21 protein-coding genes and 1 tRNA gene are annotated in these 18,697 nt (G+C 59.5%); 8 read left to right on the top strand and 14 right to left on the bottom strand.

Annotated features, from left to right (window positions below):
* Positions 1-242: 242 nt before the first annotated feature.
* The 4 genes from rpmA to ACGYLX_RS04930 all read right to left on the bottom strand — a co-directional run bounded on the left by rpmA (position 243) and on the right by ACGYLX_RS04930 (position 3,069).
* On the bottom strand, positions 243-512 hold the full coding sequence (rpmA, locus tag ACGYLX_RS04945; RefSeq protein ID WP_067262095.1) for a 50S ribosomal protein L27: 270 nt from the start codon (positions 510-512) through the stop codon (positions 243-245).
* Between the two features lie 12 nt (positions 513-524).
* Positions 525-1,211 carry a 50S ribosomal protein L21 gene (locus ACGYLX_RS04940; protein ID WP_394447664.1) on the bottom strand — a complete coding sequence of 229 codons (687 nt, stop codon included), beginning with the start codon at positions 1,209-1,211 and terminating at the stop codon, positions 525-527.
* A gap of 206 nt (positions 1,212-1,417) precedes the next feature.
* Entirely contained in the window at positions 1,418-2,227 is an 810-nt protein-coding gene (locus tag ACGYLX_RS04935; RefSeq protein ID WP_394447663.1) for a DUF2059 domain-containing protein, read from the bottom strand.
* Positions 2,227-3,069, bottom strand: coding sequence for a DUF2059 domain-containing protein (locus ACGYLX_RS04930; protein ID WP_394447661.1), 843 nt, complete (start codon positions 3,067-3,069; stop codon positions 2,227-2,229). The genes ACGYLX_RS04935 and ACGYLX_RS04930 overlap by 1 nt, the downstream gene beginning before the upstream one ends.
* A 145-nt stretch (positions 3,070-3,214) precedes the next feature.
* Between ACGYLX_RS04930 and ACGYLX_RS04925 the strand changes: the two genes are divergently transcribed.
* The 3 genes from ACGYLX_RS04925 to ACGYLX_RS04915 all read left to right on the top strand — a co-directional run bounded on the left by ACGYLX_RS04925 (position 3,215) and on the right by ACGYLX_RS04915 (position 4,977).
* A tRNA-Ser gene (locus tag ACGYLX_RS04925) sits at positions 3,215-3,304 on the top strand.
* 219 nt (positions 3,305-3,523) lie between these two features.
* Positions 3,524-4,429 carry a hypothetical protein gene (locus ACGYLX_RS04920; protein ID WP_394447659.1) on the top strand — a complete coding sequence of 302 codons (906 nt, stop codon included), beginning with the start codon at positions 3,524-3,526 and terminating at the stop codon, positions 4,427-4,429.
* Entirely contained in the window at positions 4,429-4,977 is a 549-nt protein-coding gene (locus ACGYLX_RS04915) for a hypothetical protein (RefSeq protein WP_394447657.1), read from the top strand. Before ACGYLX_RS04920 ends, ACGYLX_RS04915 begins: the two co-directional genes overlap by 1 nt.
* 10 nt (positions 4,978-4,987) lie before the next feature.
* Here ACGYLX_RS04915 and ACGYLX_RS04910 read toward each other — a convergent pair whose 3' ends face one another.
* The 9 genes from ACGYLX_RS04910 to ACGYLX_RS04870 form a co-directional block, all read right to left on the bottom strand.
* Positions 4,988-5,479 carry a hypothetical protein gene (locus tag ACGYLX_RS04910; RefSeq protein WP_394447656.1) on the bottom strand — a complete coding sequence of 164 codons (492 nt, stop codon included), beginning with the start codon at positions 5,477-5,479 and terminating at the stop codon, positions 4,988-4,990.
* Positions 5,480-5,482: 3 nt separating this feature from the next.
* On the bottom strand, positions 5,483-6,208 hold the full coding sequence (locus ACGYLX_RS04905) for a hypothetical protein (protein WP_394447655.1): 726 nt from the start codon (positions 6,206-6,208) through the stop codon (positions 5,483-5,485).
* Complete coding sequence (locus ACGYLX_RS04900) at positions 6,201-6,461, bottom strand: hypothetical protein (protein ID WP_394447653.1); 261 nt, start codon at positions 6,459-6,461, stop codon at positions 6,201-6,203. The genes ACGYLX_RS04905 and ACGYLX_RS04900 overlap by 8 nt, the downstream gene beginning before the upstream one ends.
* The gene (locus ACGYLX_RS04895) at positions 6,461-6,721 is read right to left on the bottom strand and encodes a hypothetical protein (RefSeq protein WP_218451106.1); all 261 of its coding nucleotides are present in this window, start codon (positions 6,719-6,721) and stop codon (positions 6,461-6,463) included. The genes ACGYLX_RS04900 and ACGYLX_RS04895 overlap by 1 nt, the downstream gene beginning before the upstream one ends.
* A 246-nt stretch (positions 6,722-6,967) precedes the next feature.
* On the bottom strand, positions 6,968-7,567 hold the full coding sequence (locus ACGYLX_RS04890; protein ID WP_394447652.1) for a hypothetical protein: 600 nt from the start codon (positions 7,565-7,567) through the stop codon (positions 6,968-6,970).
* 258 nt (positions 7,568-7,825) lie between these two features.
* Positions 7,826-9,220 (bottom strand): hypothetical protein, encoded by a 1,395-nt coding sequence (locus ACGYLX_RS04885; RefSeq protein WP_394447650.1) that lies wholly within the window; start codon positions 9,218-9,220, stop codon positions 7,826-7,828.
* A gap of 145 nt (positions 9,221-9,365) precedes the next feature.
* Complete coding sequence (locus ACGYLX_RS04880) at positions 9,366-9,653, bottom strand: helix-turn-helix transcriptional regulator (protein WP_394447648.1); 288 nt, start codon at positions 9,651-9,653, stop codon at positions 9,366-9,368.
* A gap of 86 nt (positions 9,654-9,739) precedes the next feature.
* Positions 9,740-10,327, bottom strand: a complete 588-nt coding sequence (locus tag ACGYLX_RS04875) for a hypothetical protein (RefSeq protein ID WP_394447646.1) — start codon at positions 10,325-10,327, stop codon at positions 9,740-9,742.
* On the bottom strand, positions 10,327-11,628 hold the full coding sequence (locus ACGYLX_RS04870) for a tyrosine-type recombinase/integrase (RefSeq protein WP_394447645.1): 1,302 nt from the start codon (positions 11,626-11,628) through the stop codon (positions 10,327-10,329). The genes ACGYLX_RS04875 and ACGYLX_RS04870 overlap by 1 nt, the downstream gene beginning before the upstream one ends.
* 432 nt (positions 11,629-12,060) lie before the next feature.
* On the opposite strand from ACGYLX_RS04870, the gene ACGYLX_RS04865 reads away from it, so the two are divergent.
* The 4 genes from ACGYLX_RS04865 to ACGYLX_RS04850 all read left to right on the top strand — a co-directional run bounded on the left by ACGYLX_RS04865 (position 12,061) and on the right by ACGYLX_RS04850 (position 17,101).
* Positions 12,061-14,001 carry a TonB-dependent receptor domain-containing protein gene (locus ACGYLX_RS04865; protein ID WP_394447643.1) on the top strand — a complete coding sequence of 647 codons (1,941 nt, stop codon included), beginning with the start codon at positions 12,061-12,063 and terminating at the stop codon, positions 13,999-14,001.
* 157 nt (positions 14,002-14,158) lie between these two features.
* Positions 14,159-15,013 carry a universal stress protein gene (locus ACGYLX_RS04860; RefSeq protein ID WP_394447641.1) on the top strand — a complete coding sequence of 285 codons (855 nt, stop codon included), beginning with the start codon at positions 14,159-14,161 and terminating at the stop codon, positions 15,011-15,013.
* A 21-nt stretch (positions 15,014-15,034) separates the two neighbouring features.
* Positions 15,035-15,448, top strand: coding sequence for a c-type cytochrome (locus ACGYLX_RS04855; RefSeq protein WP_394447639.1), 414 nt, complete (start codon positions 15,035-15,037; stop codon positions 15,446-15,448).
* Between the two features lie 123 nt (positions 15,449-15,571).
* Complete coding sequence (locus ACGYLX_RS04850; RefSeq protein ID WP_394447637.1) at positions 15,572-17,101, top strand: PAS domain S-box protein; 1,530 nt, start codon at positions 15,572-15,574, stop codon at positions 17,099-17,101.
* On the opposite strand, the gene ACGYLX_RS04845 is transcribed toward ACGYLX_RS04850, so the two are convergent.
* The gene (locus tag ACGYLX_RS04845) at positions 17,098-17,832 is read right to left on the bottom strand and encodes a response regulator (RefSeq protein ID WP_394448093.1); all 735 of its coding nucleotides are present in this window, start codon (positions 17,830-17,832) and stop codon (positions 17,098-17,100) included. The genes ACGYLX_RS04850 and ACGYLX_RS04845 overlap by 4 nt on opposite strands.
* Positions 17,833-17,987: 155 nt before the next feature.
* On the opposite strand from ACGYLX_RS04845, the gene ACGYLX_RS04840 reads away from it, so the two are divergent.
* The gene (locus ACGYLX_RS04840; RefSeq protein ID WP_394447635.1) at positions 17,988-18,671 is read left to right on the top strand and encodes a helix-turn-helix domain-containing protein; all 684 of its coding nucleotides are present in this window, start codon (positions 17,988-17,990) and stop codon (positions 18,669-18,671) included.
* The last annotated feature ends 26 nt before the right edge of the window (positions 18,672-18,697 follow it).

The following is an 18,697-nucleotide window of genomic DNA, read 5'->3' as shown; positions in this document are numbered from 1 at the left end:
GCCCCTGCCCCGATCGCGCGTAACCCGCGCGCCGAGGCGTTGACACATTCGACATATTCCTCCCTGCCGAATGTAACGACTTTATCAAAATTCAGCCGCGGTCCGCAAAGAGCGGAGAAACGGCCCGGCAGGCCAATGGGCCCTGAACTGGAAAACAAAAACATCGGGGGTCTTTCCGAAAAAGAAAAAGGGACCGGCGTTATCGCCGATCCCTGATTTTTTCAAACCCTTTGGGGTACGGCTTATTCAGCGGCCTCCGCGCGTGGCAGAACCGAAATGAACGTGCGGTTTTTCAGACCCTTGTGGAAGGTCACAGCGCCGTCGACGGTTGCAAAGATCGTGTGATCCTTGCCCATGCCAACGCCTTCGGCAGGCCAAAACTTGGTGCCGCGCTGACGCACGATGATGTTGCCGGGGATGACGGCTTCGCCGCCGTATTTTTTCACGCCAAGGCGACGACCAGCTGAGTCGCGCCCGTTACGGGATGAACCGCCTGCTTTTTTATGTGCCATCTCGGTCTCTCCTTAGCCTTTGGTCTTTTCTTTGGCCTGTTCGACCCAGCCTTCACGCTGGATACGGCCTTTGAAAGACAGTTTCTCGTCAACTTCAGCGATATCCGCTTCGGTCCATGCTGCGATTTGAGCGAAGGAGGTGATGCCCGCTTCGTGCAGCTTTTTCTCAAGTGCGGGGCCAACGCCGCTCAGCGCCTTCAGGTCGTCCGCGCCGACTTCCGACATCTGGTCGGCTTTCTCGGCTTTCGGAGCGGCCTTGGTGGCTTTCGCCTTCTTGGCCTTCTTGATCTGCGCAGCCTCATCGGTCTTGCCGGTGATGGCAGCCACGGCAGCGGCGCTTACGGAACCGGTGCCGACAGCTTCGGATACGCCCGACTTCTCTGCGCCGGAGGCGAGGATGTCGGTGATCTTGACCAGCGTCAGCTTCTGACGGTGACCCTTGGTGCGCTTGGAAGAGTGCTTCCGGCGGCGCTTGACGAAGTTGATGACCTTTTCGCCTTTGATCTGATCGACGACTTCGGCCTGAACGCCTGCGTCTTTGACCGTAGGCGCGCCGAGCACGGGGCTGTCGCCGCCCAGCATCAGAACTTCGTTGAACTGGACCGTTTCGCCAGCATTGGCCGCAATACGTTCAACGCGCAGCATATCGCCTGCTTGAACCTTGTATTGCTTGCCGCCTGTCTTGATGACCGCAAACATGCGTCTTCCTTTTCTGTCATCCGCGTTCTGTGGCCCCCGCTTGGGAGTTTGTGGATGGCTTTCCGGCCGATCCGCCTCGAACAGCGCGCCCATGGGGCGTCATTAAAAAACAATCCCGAAAACGGATTACCCGCCGGGATGCGGGCTTATCTTCGGAATGGCGGGGCAAGTCAAGTAGGTTTTCTTGGCCCTGCCCCTTGGGCCTGTCAGAGGCTTTCGGCCACCATGTTCAGCGCCAATGCGCGCCCCAGCCCGTAAGAGATATCCTCATAGGCCCGACCGAATCCGTCGAAAAGTCCGCGATTGAGCGCCCGGCCCGCCGGTGTCTCGGCAAAGGCCGCATATTGCGCGATTTCGGCGTTGCTCAAGGGGTGATAGGCCAGCAGCATATAGGCGTGCAACCAGACGGAGGTGTCTTCGGTCACCGCATCCAGATCGGCGCCAACATCGGCCAAGAGGTCTTCGTCACTGTCCTCCAGCGCGCCGCCATCGCGCATGCCGCAGAGGAATTGGAAATTGCTGTTGAGTGCCGTGCCAACATTGCGGTCGATCATATCGGAAGCGTCGATCAACCGGCGGATCAAAGTCACCCGGGGATCACCGTCTCCCGCCAGCACCCCATAGTTTGCCCGCGCAATCTGCTCGACTTCAGGCTCGGCGATGGCGGCGCGGGCGGCATTCTCCAACCCGACGATCCGGCGCCCCAGTTCGGTGGAATAGAAGACGATCGTCTTTTCGACCTCCTCCGCCGTCATCGTCTCTTCCAAGGCGCGGCGGACCATTTCGACCATACGCTCGGGATCGTGGATGCTTTCGACCTGCATCTGCCAGGCTGGGCCGCCCTGCCCGCCCAGCATGTCTTGGTTCAGCACCTCCGCATGGGCCTGCCCTTCGTTGCCGAGGATCACCGCCGCTTGGCGAAGCTCCAACAGATCAACCAGCACAGTCATCCGCGCATCGGCCCAAGCGGGCAGCGCCAGAAGCCACAAAAGCGGCGCGAAAACCCAAGCCCGCATCAGATGTCCTGACTGGGCTGCATGGCCGCAAGGCGCGCGGCCACGGCCTCGAACCGGTTGGCCATGATCTCATATTGAACGGCGTTCATCAGCGTATAGACCTGCTGCATCTTGGGATGCTCCAACGCCTCGGCATAGGCGGCAAGGTCTTCGTCCGAGAAGGATTGGTAGGTATAGGCGGCGTTGGCCAATGCGTTAGCGGCGATCTGCGCGCCCAGCTCATCCGCCTGCGCCCGCATCGCCTCGCGCAGGTCCGGCTCTTCCATCTGCAATTCGATCACCCCGGCCGCCGCAGCGGCCAGAAGGAAGCGAATCTGCACCTCTTGAATGGCCCGGATCGAAATTTCCTCGACATCGCTGGCCACGTTCAAGCGCCGCAGGGTCTCCAACCGGGGGGAGCCGATCCGCTCGAGCCCCGCGATGATGGCGGCACCGCTTTCGGCCTTCAGCCCATCATCCTCAGCCATATGAGCTTTGTTTTCGACCGCCACCAAACGCTGGCCTAGATCGGAGGCATAGAACCCGGCGGCATGACCCAACAGGTCATCGCTGAGCGTCTCGGCAAGGATATCCATCGCCATGTCGTGCATCAACTCGGTGTCAAAGACATCGCGCACCAGCCGCGACCACTCTGAGCCGAAATCCTCGCTTTGCAGCCCCAACATCTCAGGCGCGGAATCGGCGGACAGGCGGATGCTCTCCAACGCCACGTCAAAGCCGGTCACCTCCAAAAACCGCTCCAACGCGCCGCGATCCGCCGCCCGCAGCGGCTGGGCAAGCGCGACAAGCAGCATCAACGCCATGACAAAGGGGGCTGCAATCATTCGGTTTTGGCGAAACATGGGCGGTCCTTTCGCAGAAATCTGCCTGTGAACTTAGGCTCTACCAGCCTCGGCGCAATGAAAATCCCCAAACTTTCAATTGATGCGCAAAACCCCTCTTGCCACTGCTGGAAAAGGCGACTAAACGGACCCCCCAGACCCCCGCGGAGAGGTGCCGGAGTGGTCGAACGGGGCGGTCTCGAAAACCGTTGAGCCTTCACGGGTTCCCAGGGTTCGAATCCCTGTCTCTCCGCCACTTGCCTTTGATTTCATTTGGAAATTTGGCAAGTAGCTAAATCTACTAACTCTGTACTCTCGATAGTTAGCCAGTAGAAGCCCGCGCTCAACTAGCGCTGACCCATGCAACAGTTCGCAAAAGCGCAAACCTACGCTTCGCGACTATTGCTCAAGGTTGTATTCCAAAATACGTTGCCACTCATTAGCCGCGCGAAAAGGTACGACGGATGAGGTTGGAATGAGCAAGATTGGACTTTACGTTTATCAGTTGGTGCTCCACCGGACTGACAACCAGCAACAAATTCCGTTTGCGCAGCAAGGTGTCGGCTCTGAACTCCATTCATTCCTACCACAATTCGTAGCCGGAAAGCGCACTACACATCAGAACAATAACATAGAAAGAAGCTGGCGATTAGACCCTCAGCCCGATCAAGGTCGGGCACGTCACGGCCTAGTCTACTACGGCACCTTTGGTTATAGTTCGACCATTGTAGACCCTACGAACAATGCTACCCTGTATGATCGCGACGCACGCGACGTGGAAGAAATTCCGCTGTATTATCAGTTTTGGGTTCCCGACCAAGGCAACTTTGGCTTCGCAGCACTACAGTCCTTTCGTGAAAGGTCTTGCGTTAGTCAAGTCCTTGGCGAACTTAATTCAGAATTTAATAACCGCTTTCAACATGTTCGCTTAACGTCGCGCAAAGTCATGCCTGCCAACGATGAAGTCTATCGTCATGCGCCGGTAAAAAAACTAATCTTGTCAAAAAAACGCGTACCAAAAGATCGCGCGGAAATTCTGCGGAACCTACCTCCCGAGGAACTTAACGTTGAACTGTCATTTTCAGTTCGGCGGAACGGTCGGTTCGGTTTATTTTCTGATGTAGCGCCGGAAATTCGTCAAGCCCAAGGAGGTGCCGCCTTCGTGTTTGACGGAATCCAATTCGATGAAGCTAGTGCTATGGTTTCCATCGGCGGATCGTACATGAAAGTTGGTATAGTCGGCCCGTCCAATAACGCCGGAGTAATTGACATTTCAGACGAAGTAACTCTCGGACAAGATCAGCATCCAACGCTTGCTTCCGTAAGTCAAGTCACTACTCATATTATTGAAAGCTTCCGCGAACAATACGGAATGAGATAATGAAAATTGGCTTGACTAGAATAATTTTGGCACACATTGCAACGCTTAAAAATGTGGGTAGCGAAAAGACTAGCCGATCCGACATCTTGGTTTTTTTTGGTATTCCGATTTTGGGCGCGATTGCAAGCTGGCACTTCTGCCTTTACTTCACGAACGAAGTTTACTCTGCGTCTATCTCAGTTTTTGCGATTTTTTCAGCGCTTTTATTTAGTGTTCAAGTGGCAATGTATGGCGTCTTTAGATCAGACCGCAAGTCAACTGGCGACAAGGTACTTGACTCGGATGATGAAAAGTTTGCGGAAAACGCTCGCGTACTGCTTCGTGAGGTAAATGCCAACATATCCTACCTCATTTTGATATCTTGCGTTTCCGTTACGATATTCTTAGTTTTTGTCGCCACGCCCATACCGGCCCGAATTGAAGCGGCTGGACTTGTGCTACTCTACTCGCACTTTCTCCTGACTGTTGCGATGGTTTTGAAACGAGCACATGAAATCTTCGATGCAGAATATGCGGCACCACTTCGTTTCAAATCTCGTGACCAGTAATTTCAGAGGATCATGGGTGCCTGCACAGGGCCGCGACGGTGGGCCGGTCGACAACGGGTAGTGCCCACAGGGGCACCGCCAAGACCGCCACGGCGGCAAGATCAAGGTCGCCTAGTCCTTCCCCGGTCAGAACGTCCACGACGCTCTGTGAGGGTGACGACAGGGCCAGCGTCAGCACGTCGGGCAGCTCCACCCCTAGCCGGTGCCCGAAAAGGTGCCGCACCCGCTCCACAAGCGACGGCAGGCCCGCAACCGCCCGCGACAGCCGGTCGTCAGCGAAGGGGGCCGAAAGCTGGCCCTGCGGGCACACGAACACCATGCCCCCTTCGGATAGGTCGGATAGGTCAACCTGCGGACCTGCGGGCGCGTCGGGGTCAACCGGCAACAGCGCGGCGAAGGGCGCGGGCCATATCCATTCGCCGCCCATGGGGGCACGAACGCGTGCGGGCGACGACGCGTCCAGCCAATCCCGAATGGCTCCTATGTCGGCTGCGGCGGTCATGGCTTACACTTCGACCCGGCTTGCCTGCGCCGCTTCAACGACTTCGTGCGAGTAATACGACGAATGAACGTCGCCTACGACGCGTTCGTAGTTCTGCACCTTGTCGGCAAGTTCGACGCCTTCATTCAACAGCTTGAAGCCCGACGGCGCGAAAAGTTCGACGGCCTTAAGGCGCATGGTCGAATGCAGTTGGTCGGTCATATCCATGAGAAACGACGGCGACGAATAGATGGTAGATGCGACTTGCAAATCCACCTTGTAGGCGTTGGATACCTTCTGCATCCCTTCCGGGGTCTTGATTTGGTCCCTGATCCAGCCCCGGATTTCGGATTGCAGATAGCCATAGTTATCGCGCGGCCCCAAGATTTCGTCGGCGACGGCCTGCCCGTCGTCTTTGAGTTCGCTGGCCTTCTTCCCGAAGATTTGGGCGTGCCGCCGCAGGTCGCTGGAAAGCTGCACGGCAAGTTCGTGCGCGGCCATGTGCTGTTGCGCCTTGTTGCGCGTTCGGTCGCCCGCAAGCTTCTGCGCCTTTTCGGTCGTCGCCGTGACCTTGGAAAACAGGGCTTCAAGGTCGTTCTTCACGCTCGGAAGCTTCTCCGGGTCGCCAAGCTTGATGCGCAGCCAAGTATTCGTGCGCAAGTTCTGGATCGTGTTTGCCCGCGACGGGACAAGATGAACGCTATTCCCTTCTGCGTGCCCGATTGCGGGGCTTCCCATGACGCTACGCATTGTGCCTAATTCCTTCTTCTTCTGCGATTGTTTCGCTTGCTTCGTTGATAAGTCGGGCTTGCTGCGCCAATAGCGCGGCCTGCCATTCGTCGTCGGACCCGTGTTCGGTCACGATCATGCACGGCCCCTTCGGCATGGTGCCGATAAGCTTGCCTTCGGGCGTGAACCGCGCGACGGAAGACCGGACCCGTGCGGGCGGTCGGTTGCGGGTTTCCAGCCGTTTCAGGCGTGCGGCAATTGCGGGGCGGGCCATTACCGTTCCCCCGCTTCAAGGGCTTCTAAGCGGCGCTCAAAGTCGCTTCCTTCAATCATGCGACCGATAAGCATGAGGATGTTTGCCAAGCGGCTTGCGTCCTGCACGTCGATTTTCCCGGCGCGGGCTTCGCGGTATAGCTTCGCCATTTCCTTGCGGGCGTCGGTCACGCTATCCAGCTTCACGCGCACACGACGGGCTTTCCCTTCTTGGGGGTGGGGGGTGTTGCCCCATGCCGCTGTAGGTGCTGCATTTTCCATTGCCTGAACCCGTCAATTCCGGCCCGTTATGGGCGTCTTATCGCCAGCTAAGCCGGGTCAATTTCGAACGGTCAACGGCGATTTCGGGGGGCCGACAGATGCAGACAAACAGAGACAAAAGAAAATTTCAGGGGGTCCAGTCGGGACCGCGAAAACCGGTCTTCGGGGCAATTCTATGAGTCAAAAGTTAGTAGAATGAACGCGACCGATAAATACTGAGTCGTTACAATGCACCACGGCGGATAATCACTCCGCCAATGGCTTCAATTTCGTTTTGCGAACACGCTTGCGCCCTTTGCCCACAGGTGGCAAGCCCTTCACGGCTCGAATGCGTTGCGACATGGTTTCGTCGGCTACAAGCGTCGGCACATACCGTTCACCCCCGTCAATGCCCCTACGACGTAGAGCGCGGCGCATGTCGCTTCGGGCACCGGGAATATGCGCCACGGCGAACAAGACCAAGCCGGAAAACCGCAACCGCTCCACGTCGTCTACGGTGTTCAACAAGTCCAGGTATTTCGCGGTCGCCATGTGTTCAAAGTTGGGGAAGTAGAACCACGGCTGCGACATGAGTTGTTCGGCCATATTGTAGCTATGCCGAAGAAGCGTCTTCGCCCCTACCCATTGGCACAGTTCGTAAATGAAGCTTTCGCCCGCGCAGCGTTCTTCGGTCACAAGATACTGATTGCAGCCCGACAAATACGCCGACACGAATTCCATGTATCGGTCAAAAAGCACTTGCTCCACCGCGTCGGGGGAATAGCAGCCGCGCGAAAGTATCCGTTCTTCGGCCATGTCGAATAAGTCCGAAAGCCTGCTATGGGTGATTGCGTCGTGAACATACATGGGCTTCGTTCCTTTCTGCGTCGGTCGTTTTACGTTGAGCGTTGTTGAGACTATGCGCTCAACATGCAAGTGACTGAAAATAATAAGGAAAGAGAGTGTGTAGAGTGTAGAGTTTGTAGAGTAAGAATACCCATTCCCTTTTCCCCCTGCCTTCTCTCCTATTCCCGCTCTACGCGCTCTACACTCTACATTGTTTGTTTTCAGTGGGTTAGCCGCTCAACGGCTTTTCTACATGCTCTACACCGGGTGCTTCGGTCGCTATCCGGTGAAGAAGTTGTCGGCGTCGCTGCCGTCGTCTTCGGGCGCGTCGTTGAAATATGAAGCGTTGCCGATGCCGTAGGCTTTGAACCGCGTCGATTTCTTGTATTTCTTGACCATGGTTCCGGGGTCCACTTGGATTAGGTAATCGGCGCTTAGCATGTTGCCGATTGCGCGTTTCAACGCGGCGGTTTTTCCAAGCCGGTCTTTCGTGAATGCGGCGTTGTTGGCGACGCTTTGTTGCAAGAACGCGTCGGGTATTACGTGGTCGGCGTGCATGGCGCGTGTCGTGCGGGCCGTGTTCTTTAGGGCGTCGTATTCGGTCGCCAGATACCGGATAATCGCCTTCTTAAGTTCGCGCTCTTGTTTCGCTTCGTTGTTTTCAGAACCTCCCGCGTCGCCCCGGTCGAACCGCGCCGATACGCCGTTGGTCGCGGTCTTTTCGACATTGATTGCCCACACGGCGATTTCGCGGGTGATTGTGGGCACTTCCATATCAACGCCGACGGCGGCAAGGGATGCCAGCTTGACGGCCCGCAAGTGCGACCGGCTCCAAAAGTGGCGGGATACTTCGTCGCCCGCGCTCTTGAGCGTGCCCCGGATTGCGACGCGGAAGGCTTCAAGTAATTCGTCGGCTTCGGGGTCAATCCGCACTTGCGCGTAGGTGCCTTGTTGCATGAGTTGCAGCGACCGGAAGCACAGGGCCGATAGCTTGGCGGTCAATTCGGGTGGCGGGCTGCACAGTGCGTTCCGGTTCAGGTCCGACCAACGCCCGACGCTTTCCAGCACAAGGAAGCGCGGGAAAAGCCCGTCGCTAATCATGTCTTCGGTCATGTTGGCGAACACGGTTTCCGGCGTGCCTTCGGCATACAGGCTAAGGGCCGGTGACACTACGTCGGGAATGTTCTTGCCGGTGTCGGCGAAGGCGCTTCCCCGGAACACGCTTCCGTTGCGCGACTTGCCGTATAGCTTCAACAAGGCCGTGCCTACGTCCTTGTCGTGCTGTGACCCGCGCGGGTTCGATACGCGTTGCAGCCATTTCCCGGCTTCGCCGAACAAGGACACGAAGCACCGCGACTTCACCAAGTGCCGCACCAAGGCGGTTTCCGACGCGAAGTGCGAAGGGCCGATGAAGTCTTTTGCCGACGGCATGTCGGGCACTTGCGTATCGTTCACGCCCTCAACGACCGCCCGTACTAACGCGTCAATCCCGTCGTGCCCGGCTTCCTTGCCTTCGCCGGTCGGCGCTACGACCATGACGTAGAGATTTAGCCCGGCCATCGGGTCGGGTGTTTGAAACGCAGCACCGCAAACACCGGCCATAAGCGCGGCGCTGGCACCCAAGGCAACTTCAAGGATGGGATACGGCGCTTGCGCGTAGATGTAATCGGCCATATCGCCTAGAAGGCCGGGGGGTCGGGGATACGTTTGCGCGGTCATGCGGGGTGTGCCTGTGAGTCAAGAGTTAGTAGAATTCCCTTGGCGGGAAAATGCTTTGTTATTTCAGCGGCTCTTGGCGGATTATACGTCCGCCTAACGCTCAAATCCGGGTCTTCCGGGCTTCGACAAGTTCGGTGACAAGTTCGCGGATTTCATCGCTAGTGCGGCCTGCGACGCGGGCGTTAATAACGGCGTAAACTTCATCTTCCGGCCACACGGAAAACTTGTCGCCCCACTTCACAGGGCGCGGGAACAAGCCGTCCTTCATCAATGCGTAGAGATAGGGCCGGGAAAAGCCGGTCGCTTCCATGGTGGCGCGTGTGGGAAGCATCTTGGCGCGGGGGCCGGTCGCCGGGGGCGTCGCGGTCGGGTCGGTATCGGTGTGCATGTCGGTGTCTCCAATCAATCACTGAGACACACAAAGACAGAAGCCGCGCGGCTTGAAAAAATACCAAGTGGCAGAAAATTCAGGGGCTAGTTGGTATTGTCGTGCTGGGCCGCAGCTTCCTTCGCTGGCCTGAACCAAGCATTGTCCGAATTGGCGTCAATCTCGAACACGGCCAACGCAGCTTTAACCGCTCGCCCGAACGGACCCGACGGCTTGCCGCTGCCATCGGGGAGTTTCCCACACCCCATGCGTTCGCCTTTCGCAGCGAACATCAGCGCCACGGCCTTAGCGACGACGCGGGCTTGTTCTTTCCGACCATTCGGTGCCGGGTATATTTTGGAAACGTAGTTGTCCGACACAAGGTCAGCGTAACCCCGCAGGTGGTCACGCATCCGCCGCAGTTCCGTAAGGCTTGGCAAGTTTCCGGTCAAAAGCACGAACGCCGCGCCACTATCTTGCGGCAAGGCTTCTGCGCGACGGATAGCCTTGTCCAAGTCGTCGGCAATAGCCCGCAACGCTTTCGTGTCCTTCTGCGTCGCCCGCGTGTCGGCGCGTTCGGATAGTTTTCTTTCATGGTCAAACAGGTGGCTAAAGACCGTAGCTACTTCGGAAAACGTGCAGGAAATTTCTGCGGCTAGTGCTTCGTGCAACTCTAAAAGGCGTTGGTGTTCCATCACACCGCCCCCGCGTGAAGCTGCACAACATTGTCGGTGCGTTCGCCCCGGCACGTCGCGGCCCAAGCTGCCATCATGGCGCGGCGGCGTTCAATCACGTCGCTACGACGGTATGCCCGTTCGACTTCGCTACCGACCGTGTGGGCAAGGGCGATTTCGGCCATGTCGCGTTCATAGCCCTTTTCAGCCGCCCAATCGCGGAAGGTGCTGCGCAGCCCGTGAGGCACCGCAGGACGGCCCGAACGCGGGTCCAGCCACCCTTTCCGCCCCGTCCTCACTTCGGCTTCCTGCATCCGCCGCATGACGCCAGACAGGGCCATATCGGACAGGGAACCGCCCCGAACGGCGGGGAACACGTAGTCGGAGCCTTCGACCTGCGGAACGGCCTTCAACAACTTCACAGCTTCCGGCGACAGGGGCACGCGGTGTTCGCGCTTGGCCTTCATGCGCTGTGCAGGAATGACCCACATAGGCTTGTCGCCGTCTAGGTCGTGAACCTCCGACCACACCATGCCCCGGATTTCGCCGGAACGCGCGGCGGTCAACGCCAAGAATTCGATTGCGCGGGCGCTAATGCCGTCACGCTTCCGAAGCGCCGCGAACCATGCGGGTAGTTCTGCGACGGCCAATGCGGGTTGATTACCCTTGTCGGCTATGGCGCTAGGCTTCGGCAGAAGTTCTTTCAGGTTGCCCGCCCAACGCGCCGGGTTGTCGCCCGCGCGGAAGCCCGCAACGGTCGCTTGGCTAAGCACGGCTTCGATACGACCACGAAGGCGGGAAGCGGTTTCAGTCTTGCTTTCCCACAGTGTGCCGCCGTCGGTGTCCTGCGTCAGAACGCGTAGAATGTCCTGCGTCGTGATCGCGGCTACGTCCATGTTGCCAATGACCGGCGACGCGTAGGTGTCCAAGGTGCTACGCCATTGCTTGCGGTGCTTATCATTGCGGAATTCGTTTTCCTTCTTCTCAAGGGTGCGTTCAACGGCTTGCTTGAAGGTCATGGTAGGCGCGGCTTCCGCTGCCGCACTGGCCTGCATTTCTTTCCGTTCTTCGATAGGGTCGCGGCCCTCTGCTACGGTCTTGCGCAGGTCGCCAGCTTTGGCGCGGGCTTCGGCTAGCGAATAAGTGTGGATTGGTCCTAGCCCCATGCCACGGGTGCGACCGCCAATTGTGAATTTGAACACCCAAGACTTCGTGCCCCACTTCGACACTTGCAGGTAAAGCCCGCCGCCGTCGGCATAGTGGCCCGGCTTGGTCTTCGTCTTCACTTCGACGGCTGAAAGCCGGTGTATCCCGCGTGCCATCCTGCGGCCCTCCTACTGATTTTCTACTAATAAAATCTAGGAGAAGGTCAGAGGCAAATCAAGACCCCTATAGAACAATTATCGCTATAACCCATTGACTATAAAGGTTAACGAAAGACGGCCATAGAACCCCGTAGACACTACTTTGGCGGCCTGTCTCTCCGCCACTAACGCCTTGGGCGTGGTGCTTATTTCCCCCGATACGAAGACGCTGGTCAGTCGCCGCGCAAGGGGCGACGTCGCCGTCCTCCAAACCGGTCTGCTTAAAGACCAGGCACCCGCGTAGAAATCCAACGCCGCAGCGGCCCCCCTCCCGCTTTAGCCAAATCCGCGCCTTGAACATTTCGGCGGATTGTCGCAACTATCCGCGCAGAGCAAGCAAGCGGTTTCATGAGTCCCAGCCAGCCAAGGATTTCTACAAGGGACAATAAAATGAAAACCAATACCGCCAAGCGCGTCGCGCTCTCTTGGCTGATGTGCTCGACCGCCACTCTCGCTTACGCGCAAGACGACACCGCCTTCGATCTCGGTGTGCTGCGCATTCAGACCTCAGCCGCTCAGGCTGTTTTGGGCAATGACGAGATCACCGAAACCGAAATCGAACAGCGCAACCCGGCCACCGTGGCCGATGTCTTTGCCGGCGAATCCGCGATCACCGCCAGCGGCGGCGCGCCGATTGCGCAGAAGGTCTATGTGAACGGGATCGAGGAAAGCCTGCTTTCCGTCACCATCGATGGCGCGCGACAGAACAAGTCGGCCTTCCACCATACCGGCAACGTTCTGCTGGATCCGGCCTTGCTGAAATCCGTTGAGGTCAGCGCGGGGCTTGCCCCGGCGGATCAGGGGCCAAACGCGCTGGCGGGCTCTATCGCCTATACCACCAAAGACGCCCGTGACCTATTGGACGGGGATGATCCCTTTGGAGGTCGCTACACGCTGTCCTATGGCAGCAATGGCCAAGGGTTCCGCAACACCCTGACGCTCTTCGGGCAGAACGACGGTTTCGAATATCTGCTGAGCGGCACCCGGGCGACGGGCGATGACTATGAAGACGGCTCGGACAGCACCATCACCGGCACGGCGGCGGACCTAACCGACTATATCGCGAAATTCGCCTATACCTCGCAAAGCGGCAAACGTCTGAGCTTCTCTGCTTCTGAGACCACTGACAACGGCCTGCGCGCGTCTCAGGGTGGCTTCATCCGCCCCGACTTTGCCGATGTGATCGGGCGCGACACGGTGCTTTACGAAGCGCTGTCGCAGCGCACCTCCTATACGCTGACCTATGAGGATGAGAATCCCTCGGGCATCTGGGCGCCCTATGCGCAGCTCAGCTACAACGAGCAGGCGATGGACGTAGGCTCGCTTTATGGTGTGAACAAAAGCCTCAGCGGTGTGCTCAGCAACGACTTCACGCTCCGCAACGGCAGCGTCAATGTCGGTGTCGATTTCTTTGACGAAAGCGCCGAAGGCTATGACAACACGGTCAGCCCGCGCAGCTCAAGCGGCCGCGAAGAACTAAGCAACATCGGCATCTTCGCACAGGCACGGCAAGATCTGTCCGACCGCATTTCCGTGTCCTACGGCGGGCGCTATGACTGGGCGTCCTTCGAAGGCGCGGATGGGAGCGATTTCGATGCCAGCGGCGCCAGCGTCAACGGCTCGGTCGACTACGTCTTGAACGATCAATGGACCCTCAACGCAGGGGCCGCCTCCAGCTGGGGCGGTTATGAGTTGGGTGAGGCTGCATTGGTCAACTTCCGCACCCCGTGGAATTATGACGGCTTCACCACCTCGCGCGCCAATGCGGTGCGTTTGGGCCTGCGTTACGACAGTGGCCCTTGGGCGGTCAAAGGCGCGCTGTTTGACACTGAGATCGAAGACATCAACGCCGTTCTGCCCTCAAGCGGTGCACGCGGTGCTGTGGACGATCTGACATCGCGCGGCTTCGACGGGTCGGTCACCTATACCGGCGCGCGCGGCTTCGCGACCTTGAACTACACCTATGCCGATGTGCAAACCAACGACGCGACAACCGCCACGACCGCCTATTACCTTGGCCGCCCGGTCGGCCATATCTTTGGCTTCGAAGCGGGCTATGACGTGACCGAGGAATGGCGCATCGGCGCGACCGCGCAGATCGCCTTGGAGAACGACGATACCGATGTGTCGCTCGACGGCTATGAGGTGGTCAATCTCTACGCGGAATACAAACCGCGGCGGATGGAGAACCTGAACGTGCGCATGGACGTGCAGAACCTGTTCGACGCGACCTATGCAAGCCGCAGTTCCGATGGGCTTGGGCTTGCCAATGTGGTGCCCTTGACCGAACCGGGCCGCACTGTCAGCCTGACCGCGTCGATCAGCTTTTAACTGACGCAGGTATCGCCCCCCTTTGCGCGGGGGCGATACCCTTTTCCGGCGCTTGCCGCCTACGGTTCTTTCCGCAGTCCTCCTCCCGCTTGATCCAGATCAATGCAGCAACGCCCGCCCGCCCCATAATGGCCGTGGTCACATGAGGAGCGTCGCCATGCAAAATGCCACCATCACAGTCGTTCTGGGGGTTGATGCCCGACCCAATCAGCTAGAGGCCCTCGCCCGCGAGGCGCAGACCCAGGGCGCGCATCTGATCGTTCTTCTGCTCAGCGAAACCCCTGCCGTCCCGGTCTATTCGATGGGGGTGGGCGAACTCAGCACCTATTCCCTCCCGGCAGGCTGGCAGGCGGATGTGGACGCGGCCCGCGAGGCGGTCGAAAAACAGCGCGCGGAATTTTCACAGTATCTCACCGACCAAGGCGCCAGCGCGGATGTGCGCGCGGTTTGTGGCGATGCCTCCGCCTTGCGCAACACGGTGGCGCGGGCGGGGCTGACCTGTGATGCGGTGCTTATCGGCGCGGACCTGCGCGAAGACAGCCGCCTGTTCGAGGACATCGTGCATGCCGCCCTCTTCGAGTCCGCCGTGCCGGTTCTGCTCAACACCGCGCAGTCCAAGGCGGCCTTGACCCCACAATCGGTCTTCGTCGCATGGAAAGCGGGCATTCCCGCCACGCGGGCGATCCGCGCCGCTCTGCCGATCCTGCGCACGGCGCGTGAGGTGACCGTGGCGCTTTTCGATCCGGTCTCGATCTCGGCCTATGACGGGGAAAACCCCGGCACCGATGTCGCCGCTTGGCTGACCCACCAAGGCTGCAACGTTGCCGTGCAGCAATATGCCAGCGGAGGCGAGGACATTGGCACCGCCATCCTGAAACGCGCCAAAGAAACCGGGGCCGATCTGATTGTCATGGGCGCCTATGACCACTCCCGCCTGCGCGAGATGGTTTTTGGCGGCACGACCCGCAGCCTGATTGAACAAAGCGCCTTTCCTGTGCTTCTGTCGCACTAACGCCCATCGAAAGGACCCCCTATGCGCCCTCACCTCGCTGCCCTCGCCGGGCTATCCTGCGCCCTCCTCTCCGCCTGTTCGGAAGGGTCCTCTGACGACACCGACCGGGTGCGCGCGGGGCAGCGGGTCTATGCCAAGGAATGCGCCGCCTGCCACGGGGCGCAGGGCGAAGGGGGCGGTCCGATGTCCTTGCATCTGGATGTCGTGCCGCCGGATTTGGCCGGGCTGAAACAGCGCAACGACGGCTACTTCCCGCGCGAGTTTGTCAGCCGCTTTGTCATGGGCCAGCTTGCAAAAGACGATCCTTCTTCGCCCATGCCGGACTTTTCCGCGGTGGGTCTGCGCCACGTCTACCCCAATGGCGGCGCGGATGGGGAGGTGCTGGAAACCGATTTCGCCAATCTGCTCGACTATCTGGAAGCGATCCAGTGGTAGGGCCGGCGTGGTTCGGGAGGCAGCCCTCGGGCACTTGAGGCGCCCCCGCCCTGCATTGCGCCCCCGCCCCCTCTCACGCTATCGGATGCCTTGCCCCGCAGCCCCTACAGACGGAACCCTTGCATGAAGATCAACGACGAAAGCCCCGTTCTGCTGGCCCTTCTGGACGCCGCTGTCGACGCCATGGTGGTGGCCGATCACGCGGGCAATATCCTGCGGGTGAACAAGGCGGCAGCGACGCTCTTCGGCCATCCGGTCGAGGATTTGGTAGGGCAGAACGTGCGCATGCTGATGCCGGGGGATATGGCCGTTCAACACGACGGCTTTCTGCGCCACCATCTTGAGACCGGTGAAAAACGCATCATCGGCGTGGGCCGCGACGTGGAAGGGCTGCGCGCCGATGGCAGTGTCTTCCCGCTGCATCTTTCCGTGGGCCGCGCCGATATCTCGGGTGAGGTCGCCTTTGTCGGCATCATGCACGATCTGTCGCGTCGAAAAGCCGCCGAGGAGGCCACCGCCCGCTCGCAACGGATGGACGCCATCGGCCAGATGACCGGCGGCATCGCGCATGATTTCAACAACCTTCTGACGGTCGTGATCGGCAATCTGGAACTGCTGGAGATGTCGGAAACCTCGGCCAAAAGCGGCGCGCTGATCTCGGACGCGCTGGAGGCGGCAGAGATCGGCGCGGACCTCACCTCGCGCCTGATGGTCTTTGCCCGCAAGACCACGCTGAACGCGGCGGAGATCGACCTCAACGCCGAAGTCTCCAAAGCCGTGGCGATGCTCAAACGCACCATCGGCGCGCATATCGCGGTTGAGACGGGTTTTGCCGAGGATCTTTGGCAGGCCAAGGTCGACGCCACCCAGCTTCAGACTGCCGTGCTCAACATTGCGCTCAATGCCCAAGACGCCATGCCTTCGGGCGGGAAAATCACGCTGGAAACGCGCAACATGCAGCTTGACGACACCTATGTCGCACAAGAAATCGGCATCGACGTGGGCAACTACATCCGCCTGTCGATCGCGGACACGGGCGAAGGCATGTCCGCCGAGACCCGCACCCGCGCGATGGAGCCGTTCTTTTCGACCAAACCGGTCGGCCAAGGCACGGGGCTGGGCCTGTCGATGGTTTACGGCTTCATCAAGCAATCCGGCGGGCATATCGCGATCTACAGCGAATTGGGCAAGGGCACGATGATCAGCCTCTATTTCCCCGCCCTCGTGGACAGCACCAGCACGCGGGCGGCATCCAGCGACGCGCCAGAGCAGCACGCCGGGATCGGCACCGGCCTGCGCGTGCTGCTGGTCGAGGATGACCCGATGGTCCTGCGCCTGTCGGAGCGGCGGCTGGAGTCGCTCGGGTTCGACTGCGTTACGGCAAGCACCGGCGATGCGGCTTGGGACATCCTGCAAGACCGCGACGACATCGACGTGGTCTTTACCGATCTGGTGATGCCGGGGGAGTTGTCGGGCCATGCGCTGGCCAAACGGGTCGCGGCGGAAATGCCCGATCTGCGGATATTGATCACCTCAGGCTTCTCCGAAAACGTCCTGCGCGGCGAGGAAGAGAGCCACGCCTTCGCCCTCCTGCGCAAACCCTATAGGCAAGCGGATCTGGCCGAAGCGTTTCGCGCCTTGTTACAGGACTAACCCGAGGTGGCGGTGGGGCTTTCGGTCAGCACATAACCCACCCCGCGCACCGTTTTGATCAACAGCGGACGCGCCGGATCACGCTCGACCTTCTTGCGCAGCCGCGCCACTTGGTTGTCGATGGTGCGGTCCAAGGGTGCCCAGTTCTGCCCGTCGATCAGATCCATCAACCGGTCCCGCGACAAGGGCTTTTTCGCGTGGTTCACAAAGGCGGCCAAGAGTTTGAAATCAGCCGTGGTCAGATCCCCCTCCTGCCCGTTCCGGCCCACCAGCAGCATCCGGTCGAGGTTGATCTTGAGCCCATCAAGCGCAAGCCACGGCTCCGCGCTTTGCGGTGCGGGCGCCTCCGCCTCGCGCTTGCCGCTGCGCCGCAGGACGGATTTTACACGGGCCAAGACCTCACGCACATGGAAGGGTTTGGTCAGATAGTCATCCGCACCCAGCTCCAGCCCGACAACACGGTCGATCACATCGTCCTTGCCCGTCACCATGAAGATCGGCACGTCATGATCGCGGCGGAGGTCGCGCGCGATGTCCAGCCCGTCCTCCGCGCCGAGGTTCAGATCCAAGGTCACCAGATCGAAAGCCTCCGCCGCAAAGGCCGCGCCCACGCTCTGCGCGTCATGCGCCTCGGTCACAAGGTAGCCGTCGCTTTCAAGGCAGCGCCTCAGAAGCGTCCGGATCTTCGCATCGTCATCAACAACAAGGATCTTCTTCGCGGTCACGCCCATCACCCCAAAAGTTGCGTTTGTATAGTCCGCAACCCAAGCGAGCACCACCCGCCACGCCATCCCCTGCGACAAAGCGTTACAAACGGATACAAGACCACAGATCGTTCTGCGACATGCGCTTGAGAATGTGACCGCGCCGCAGAAAGGACGATCGCATGTACGTGACGCTATCCAATGAGTTCACCCCCGCAACCAAAGTGCCCAAGGCGCAGCTTCGCTCTCGCACGCCCGCCGCGCAATCTCCGCGCAAGCGGCAGGCGGTCGGCAGCCATCTCTTTCGCGAGGGCGATATCGCCAACCATATCTATGAGATCACCTCGGGCGTTTTTCGCCTGACCCGCGTGCTCGACAACGGGCGGCGGCAGGTCATCGCCTTTGGCCTGCCCGGAGACATCATCGGCTTTCCCAATGGCGCGCTCCATCACAGCGATTGCGAGGCGATCCAGACGGCAGAGGTGATTGCCCACCGCCGCCATGCGCTCGACGATTTCGAGGGGGATCACGAGACGCATAAGCGGCTGTTGAACGCTGCACTGCGTGAGATTTCGGCGATGCAGGATCACTTCATGATGCTGGCGCGCAAATCCGCACTGGAAAAGGTTGCCTCCTTCCTCATCACGCTGGCAGAGCGCACGGGCAGGCCGATCGGCAATTACACCACCTGCGCCCTGCCGATGACCCGCAGCGACATCGCGGATTTCCTTGGCCTGACGATTGAGACGGTGAGCCGCACCCTGACCCGCCTGCGCAAGCAGGATATCATTGCGCTTGAGACCTCTCAGACCGTGCTGATCAAGGATATGGACGCGCTGATCTCGGCCTCTCAGGCCGCCGACTGACGGCAGGCTTTCATTGAGCTAAGAAA

The sequence above is a fragment of the Sulfitobacter sp. 1A13496 genome (assembly GCF_043557225.1).
In the GTDB taxonomy this organism is placed as follows: domain Bacteria; phylum Pseudomonadota; class Alphaproteobacteria; order Rhodobacterales; family Rhodobacteraceae; genus Sulfitobacter; species Sulfitobacter faviae.
Note: the sequence above shows the minus strand (reverse complement) of the source record. Positions and strands in the feature narration are given on the sequence as shown.